The sequence below is a fragment of the Psychrobacter sp. TB20-MNA-CIBAN-0197 genome (assembly GCF_040309765.1).
In the GTDB taxonomy this organism is placed as follows: Bacteria; Pseudomonadota; Gammaproteobacteria; order Pseudomonadales; family Moraxellaceae; genus Psychrobacter; species Psychrobacter submarinus.
Window position 1 is genome coordinate 1 of record NZ_JBEOPC010000105.1, and the last position, 466, is coordinate 466.

A 466-nucleotide genomic window follows, 5' to 3' on the forward strand; every position below is an offset into this window, starting at 1 on the left:
GTGCAGAGCAAATAGATCCAGTGATAGGGCGTGAATTTGAGATTCATCAACTGATCGATATTTTGATTCGTCGTCGTCAGAACAATCCTATTTTGACTGGAGAGGCAGGTGTCGGTAAAACTGCAGTGGTTGAGGGACTGGCGCAAAAGATAGTTGTAGGTCAAGTACCTGACCAGCTCAAAGACGTGACGATACGCAGTCTCGATATGGGGCTATTGCAAGCAGGGGCAAGCGTCAAAGGGGAGTTTGAGAACCGTCTTAAGCAAGTCATTGAAGAAGTACAAGCCTCGCTACAGCCTATTATATTATTCATTGATGAAGCGCATACTTTGATCGGTGCTGGTGGGCAAGCGGGTCAAAACGATGCGGCTAATTTACTCAAGCCTGCGCTAGCACGTGGTGAGCTTAGGACTATTGCGGCGACGACGTGGTCAGAATATAAGAAATACTTCGAAAAAGATGCAGC

General features: G+C 47.0%; 1 protein-coding gene. It reads left to right on the forward strand.

Annotated elements, in window-relative coordinates:
- Nucleotides 1-466 (forward strand): AAA family ATPase (locus tag AAEY83_RS12860; RefSeq protein ID WP_351059290.1); only part of this gene is annotated, 466 nt, incomplete at both ends.